At 38.2% G+C, this 6,276-nt stretch carries 9 protein-coding genes; 5 read left to right on the plus strand and 4 right to left on the minus strand.

Annotated features, from left to right (window positions below; genetic code table 11):
- Positions 1-367: 367 nt before the first annotated feature.
- The 3 genes from ACUVXA_RS14340 to ACUVXA_RS14350 form a co-directional block, all read right to left on the minus strand.
- Positions 368-775, minus strand: a complete 408-nt coding sequence (locus tag ACUVXA_RS14340; RefSeq protein WP_445871962.1) for a putative zinc-binding protein — start codon at positions 773-775, stop codon at positions 368-370.
- 144 nt (positions 776-919) lie between these two features.
- Positions 920-1,345 (minus strand): putative zinc-binding protein, encoded by a 426-nt coding sequence (locus ACUVXA_RS14345; protein WP_445871963.1) that lies wholly within the window; start codon positions 1,343-1,345, stop codon positions 920-922.
- Positions 1,346-1,352: 7 nt separating this feature from the next.
- The gene (locus ACUVXA_RS14350; protein WP_445871964.1) at positions 1,353-1,772 is read right to left on the minus strand and encodes a putative zinc-binding protein; all 420 of its coding nucleotides are present in this window, start codon (positions 1,770-1,772) and stop codon (positions 1,353-1,355) included.
- 554 nt (positions 1,773-2,326) lie between these two features.
- Between ACUVXA_RS14350 and ACUVXA_RS14355 the strand changes: the two genes are divergently transcribed.
- The 5 genes from ACUVXA_RS14355 to ACUVXA_RS14375 are packed head-to-tail and all read left to right on the plus strand — an operon-like array spanning position 2,327 to position 4,753.
- Complete coding sequence (locus ACUVXA_RS14355; protein WP_445871965.1) at positions 2,327-2,716, plus strand: hypothetical protein; 390 nt, start codon at positions 2,327-2,329, stop codon at positions 2,714-2,716.
- On the plus strand, positions 2,709-3,017 hold the full coding sequence (locus tag ACUVXA_RS14360) for a 4Fe-4S dicluster domain-containing protein (RefSeq protein WP_445871966.1): 309 nt from the start codon (positions 2,709-2,711) through the stop codon (positions 3,015-3,017). Before ACUVXA_RS14355 ends, ACUVXA_RS14360 begins: the two co-directional genes overlap by 8 nt.
- Before the next feature lie 7 nt (positions 3,018-3,024).
- Positions 3,025-3,891, plus strand: a complete 867-nt coding sequence (locus tag ACUVXA_RS14365) for a putative zinc-binding protein (RefSeq protein WP_445871967.1) — start codon at positions 3,025-3,027, stop codon at positions 3,889-3,891.
- Between the two features lie 38 nt (positions 3,892-3,929).
- The gene (locus tag ACUVXA_RS14370) at positions 3,930-4,328 is read left to right on the plus strand and encodes a putative zinc-binding protein (RefSeq protein WP_445871970.1); all 399 of its coding nucleotides are present in this window, start codon (positions 3,930-3,932) and stop codon (positions 4,326-4,328) included.
- On the plus strand, positions 4,328-4,753 hold the full coding sequence (locus tag ACUVXA_RS14375) for a putative zinc-binding protein (RefSeq protein ID WP_445871968.1): 426 nt from the start codon (positions 4,328-4,330) through the stop codon (positions 4,751-4,753). The genes ACUVXA_RS14370 and ACUVXA_RS14375 overlap by 1 nt, the downstream gene beginning before the upstream one ends.
- Positions 4,754-5,124: 371 nt before the next feature.
- Here the strand turns inward: ACUVXA_RS14375 and ACUVXA_RS14380 are convergent, their stop codons facing one another.
- Positions 5,125-6,117, minus strand: coding sequence for a sulfite exporter TauE/SafE family protein (locus tag ACUVXA_RS14380; protein ID WP_445871969.1), 993 nt, complete (start codon positions 6,115-6,117; stop codon positions 5,125-5,127).
- Positions 6,118-6,276 lie beyond the last annotated feature (159 nt).

Below are 6,276 nucleotides of genomic sequence, written 5' to 3' on the forward strand. Positions count from 1 at the left end.
AGGCGTTGAGCCAGAAGCAAGAATCCCCCGACTTTAGTCGAGGGGAGTGTCAAAAAGGATCACAAAAATAATAAACTTAGTAAATAACTAATTTTAGAAATGCTGCATAAAGTAAATATAAAAAAGAAAAGGTAAAACATGTTTTTGGAGTATTGAAAAATGGCTGGGCGTCCACGTACGAATCCCTTACTCTTTTTGTGTTACTACTGTTAAACTTATTCCTAATGGTTTAAACAATTAATCATTTACCCTTTTTCCTGTCCTATGCAGTCCGTTACTCTTTTGGTTATTACCAAGAGAATATACTACAACATTCGAGGTAAGCAAACATAAGTGCGTGGGGTATGACTCTACTTCTCCCTGGTTTTCATTCCTCTAATATTGCCTTAACAATTAATTCTTTTGCTTTCTTGACTTCCTCGTCATCAACATTGTCTGTCAGACTTTTCTCGTCTCCTTCATATAATGACTTTTTCTTCATTCCAATATCTCTCGCCAGTACAATGCTTTTCGCTATTTGGTATCCTGCATTCTCCACTGTTTTTCTTGAGCACTCCATTGGACAGCCATCAACGGTAATGATTTTCTTCGCTTTATCCGTGTTTTCGTATACTGACTTTACGTTTACTGGCAATCCACCCAAGCAACCTATGCATACCTTGTCTAATCCAACCTCTTTTACCGCATCCATGCTGGCTAAAGCGGTGGTAATGCCTGTATTGGAAAAACCACCAAAGCAAGCATAAATAACGGTCTTGCCTTCTTTTACTTCCATGTTTTTTACCTCCTTTAAATTCATATTCACATTTTTACTTAACTTGAGATCACCATTCATCTTGCAGATTTTTTCGCAAAATTTTTCTGCTAGAATAAAATTAAATGAGTTAAGAAACAGCTCATTATTGATTTTTGATAATTTTTATTCTTCTTGTTCGCTTTTCTGTTTCATTTCTTCGAGTACTCTGTCTACCTCTTCTGCGATTTTTTCTGCAACTATTTGAGCTAGTTTTTCGCCTTCCTCGTCTAGTTTGGCTCTGGACTTCGCTTTAAGTTTACACCCATTCATTATTTCGGGAACCTGAATCACTGCGGCTAAGTTTCCACCGTTTTTTCTAATACTTTTTTCAGCGCATCTCTTGTCGCAGCCATCTATGACTATTGTGGGTTGTCTCTTGACAAACTCCTGCTCATCTTTTCCGCCAGCAAGGTAGAGTGGTAAGCAGATAGTCATGGTTTGGTTGGGTCTTAACTTCTCTAAAACGATGCGTGCAGCAATCCTCGCAACAGTTCCTTCGGGTATTTCCTCACCACTACAAGGAACCACTCCTACCATTGGAATAAACAATATTGTTTCAACCTCCTTCTTCTTCTGAGTCTAATATTCTATCCACTTCTCGGCTGATTTTTTCCGCTATTATCTCCGCTAACCTTTTTCCCTTTGGGTCAAGTTCTCTTATGGTCATCTGATTGGGTTTTAAATCCCTGTTTTCCTTCAGCATTTTAGTTACGTCAATTATCTGAACCACATTTCCACCGGCATTTTTGGTTGCTAACTCTGCGCAGCCGGATGGACAACCGTTTATGACAATACAAGGATTCTCCTGAACCATCCTTTCTGCGTCTTCATCTCCCACCACTAGTAGTGGCAAGCAGGTGATCGATGTTTTTTCCGGTTTAAGCTGCTCGACGGCTTTGTAGGCTGCTTCGCGTGAAATTGTTCCGTAAACCTTTCCAACACCACTGCAGGGTAGCACCACAACTTTTTTAGTCAATTTTCATTTCCTTCCTGACTGTATTATGAACCTTTTTTCACATGTTCTGTAAGATGCAAAGCGTATGCGTGCTTTTCTGCACCCTTTTCTTTGGAATTGCGCCAAAGATTTTCATTACCTTAAGATTTCTTTCTTCGCGTTGAAGGCGTGTGCGGAATTGACTTTCCGCCTATGGTACAACTTTAATGAAGTATTTAAATTTATCGTTTTATGACAATATATCAATATTGAAAAATTAACTACCATTTTTTCTCCTTTTGTAAAAAGAAACAACTATTATAGACACTATAAACGGTATTTAAAGATTATTTTTGAACCAACTATACACCAACATTTACTATACCAAAATTACAAAAATGCTTAAATGTAAGGGTTATAGATATATTTTATACTCATGTATTTTTTATTATAATATTGCCATTAATCGATATATTTATATTTCACTAATCCCTCGTCCCTATGTTAATGAGAACTTTATTCGAGGATTATAAAGGCAAATTCATTTGGAACATTAAAATTTTTAGTAAACATTGCAAAAAAGGTGGGAATCTAAAATGAGTGATGAAAAAGACATCGGTGTCTTAATGTGTGTATGCACTGGTAAATGCCCGGGATTTGCGAAAATGGACATTTGGGACTTTATCAACCGAGTGCGAGTAGAACTCCCCGTAGAATATGCGTTTATCCATCCACAGCTTTGTGAAGAAGATGGAGACCGCTTTCTAGAAGATTTTCTGCGTCCCGGACGAAGATATCTGGTAGCGGGTTGTGCTCCCAATATGCAGTATAAATTGTTTCGTGATGCTTTTAAAAAAGCGGGTCTGGATGTAAACAAAGACCTCATACCCCTTGATATAAGAGAAATGACAACGGATCAAGCTGTGGAATTAGTTGAAAAAACGCTAGAAGAACATGAAGAAAAGGAGGGCGAAAAAAATGAGTAAGGAGTATGACGCAGAACAAGAAACTTTTATGGGTGTTCCCAGAAAAAAAATTCCTTGGTTCCCCACAATCGACTATAATAAGTGCAATTTCTGTATGGAATGCGATAAATTTTGTCCCCATAATGTTTATGAACGGGGAGAAAACGAGGAAAAAAAACTGATAGTTAAAAACTCATACAATTGTGTGGTTTTTTGCCGGGCTTGCGCTAAAACCTGTGCGGTAGACGCCCTTTCTTTTCCCGATAAAAAGGAAATTACTAAACTAATTAAAGAATTAAGAAAGGATAGTGAATCGAGGTGAATTCCTGATGGGTAAAAAGGTTTGTGTTTTGCCCTGCAACGGCCTTGATAAATCTTTGGGTGTAGTTGCTAGAGACGTTGCTTTAAAATTAATAGAAAAGAATCCCGACATTGAGCTAATATGTCCCGTTCTCTTAAATTCTGGGGATGAAAAATACGAAGAACTCTTGAGAGAATCTGATATAATCGTGATTGATGGGTGTATGACTCGCTGTGCAACTAAGTTAATCGATGAAAGGTCCTTAAGGCCAAGTAAAAAAATTTTTACACCAGATATGGTTAAGAAATACAAATTGAAGCCCGGGGCATCTCTTATTTTAAATGAGGAAGGGCAAAAGTTAGCTGAGTCTGTAGCGTCAGAAATTTTGGATTATTTAAAAGAATCAGAGGAGGGGTTTGCTGAGGTTCGAGAGTTAGGCGAAATTGAATATTTCGAAACCGTTGTGGATAAATTCCATTTTAGAGTTCCGAAGTCGGGTTATTATTTTAATGAAAATGATTGTTGGGTAAAACTTGAAGGTAAAAAAGCTTTCATGGGTATTTCTGATTTTCTTCAAAATATGGCAAGCGACATAATTTTTGTCGAATTTCCTGAAATTGGTTTAGAATTCGAACAATTCGATGATGTGGGAACTTTTGAGTCCATTAAAATCGTTCTTCAGTTAATTACTCCCGCGTCAGGAAAAGTTGTTGCTGTGAATAAACAATTGGAACAAGCACCTGAACTATTAAATAAGGATCCTTATGGTAAAGGATGGTTTATAGAAGTAGAATTAAAAAATTTTGAGGAAGACAAAGAATTGCTAATGGATGGACCCGCTTATTTCGAGTATATGAAAAAGAAAATCGAAGAAGAACGAAAACGTATGAAATAAAAGGGAGTGGATCCAATTTACCAAAAGAAGTAGTCTACATACTTCCCTGCAGTGGGATTGGCAAAGTTTTTGGTAGTATAGGCAGAGAAGCGGCATACATAGTAATAAACGAGTTAGCTAAGGGCCGCTCTGATATTGAATGTCTTCCACTAATTGTAAAAGGCAAAAAAGAGGTGATTGAGGAATTAAAATCAAACAAAGTCATTGTGATCGATGGCTGCCCCCTTAAATGTGCGTATTATGATGTTTTGGAAGCTATAGGGTCAATCGATGCCCATTTCATAACAACGGACATATTAAAAGAAAACCGAGACTTAAAACCGGAAAGAAGTTTTAATCCATTAGGGGAGAATGCAAAAAAACTGTCCCGGAAACTTGCAGAAAAAATCAATAAAAAAGTTAATGAATTGCTTGAAGGAAAAAAAGGTGATTCTTAGTGCCTATAAAACAGAAAATTGGGATTATTGCTTGCAGCGGAGAAAAATTAGTTGAAGGCACCTTATCCCGAGCTGCTGCCCGAATAGTAGTTGAAAAGCTAAGACCAGAAAATACTATAATTTTATGTCAGCCGCTGTTCATGGCTGGAGGACTAGAAAGATTTGGTGGAAACGAAGAAAGAAAATTCGCAAAGACTCACCCAACGATCACAATTGAAGGTTGTGAAGAAGAATGTGCTAAAATTGCAGTAGAGAGTTATAGTGGTCCCGTTGCAGCAACTGTTCGGGTAAAAGAAATAATTAAAAAATACCCGGATTTAATTCCCAATTCCAGAGAAGATTTAGGTGATGCAGGATACAAATTAGCAGAGAAAATCGCCGAAGAAACCATAAAAATAGTAGACGAACTTTACAAAAACCTATGATTCATAATAAATTGGTAAAAATATGTGTAAACGAATTTCTTTTCTTATTCCAAAGAACCTACACATCTAATTTTTCTTGGCGGACCTGGCAACACAACTTTGGTACCACTTTGCCCAACACACCTATTTTTGGTTAGGCTGTTAATTTGTAAATGTTAAATTCGACTTTTCCTATTTGTGGGTTATATGTAATTATCTTTCTTTACTAAAACACGAAGACCAGTTCGCCTGAGCTTTAAAAGCTCAAGGTAGGTAACAGAAGTTAATCCGAAATTTAACATTGCTAGATTAATTCTTTCTATGAAATTTAAATATTAAAGAAAATATCGCATAAGAAAAGAAAAATATTGGTAATTGAAGATTCACTATTATCAGATGGGTAATCCCAGATATGCGAAGACTCCTAATAGTTTCAGTCCAACGTAGATGTAAGTTATGGCTAATAGTATGCTGAGTTTTCTAGGTGAAACTCTCACTGAAGCCCATGCACCTAACATTGAGAAAGGAACGCTTGTTACGACCAGAGCCACAAACGCCAGAAGATTGACGTAACCCACAGTGAATGGTGGGAACGGGCTCAGAAGGAATGTGTTTATGAAACTAGGTATAATCCCAAGGTAGCTTAGGTAGTAGAGCTGGTACACGTAGATGAATCCCATTTTGTAGAGTAAGTATAGGGTTAACGGTGTGTTGATGGAAAATCCACCAATAAAAATTAGGGACGAATGCGGAAACAGTGAACCCAGCGTACCAAACACGGTGGCACCTACTCCGGAGCTAACTGTCATTGTTGCGAGGGAGACCGCCACACTGAGGTGTATAGGAATTGACAGATACCAGTTTAGAATTAGCAGGTAGACCAGACCCCCACCAATGCCCAAGTAGTGTGCAGTTCCACCACCTGCGATGCCTGACAAGAAATATTGTTTCTTGCTAAACTCCTCTGGGAGAACTTGGATTGGCTTGGGTTTGGCGGTCATAAAGCGATAAGCACCTACTATGCAAAAGACGCCGAAGATGATCTTCAAGAATTCACCAGGAGTCAGTAGAGCAAAAGAGCTTCCTATAGCACCGCCTATAGCCGCGCCAAGCGTGAGTATTAGCGCTCTCCTTGTTGGGAATGCCTTTTTAATCTCCTTTCGATAGCGCCAGGCTCCGAAGAATGCTGTGGGTGCGACCACCAGCATATTTGTGCCGAAGGCTAGCTTGATGGCGAGGTCTGCTGGTACACCCATGCCGATGAAGAGAAAGTGCATGAAAGGAACCATTAGAAAGCAGCCGCCGACTCCATAGAAACCATTAGCGAATCCTACCACTATTCCTACGAAGATTAGTATTATTACGAGCATAATCATAGGATCCATAGATTTGCACCTTTACCGTTATATTTGCGTTTAACGATGAATCCGTTGGTATTTAAACTTTTTTCCAAAGTTTTGCGGTATTTAAGTTATTAGGTCATTTTATTAGAGAAGGCGCCTTAAGTATGTGGGTTGTTGGGATAGTTCGAAAAGAATAATTGT

This window comes from Candidatus Jordarchaeum sp., from assembly GCF_052745115.1.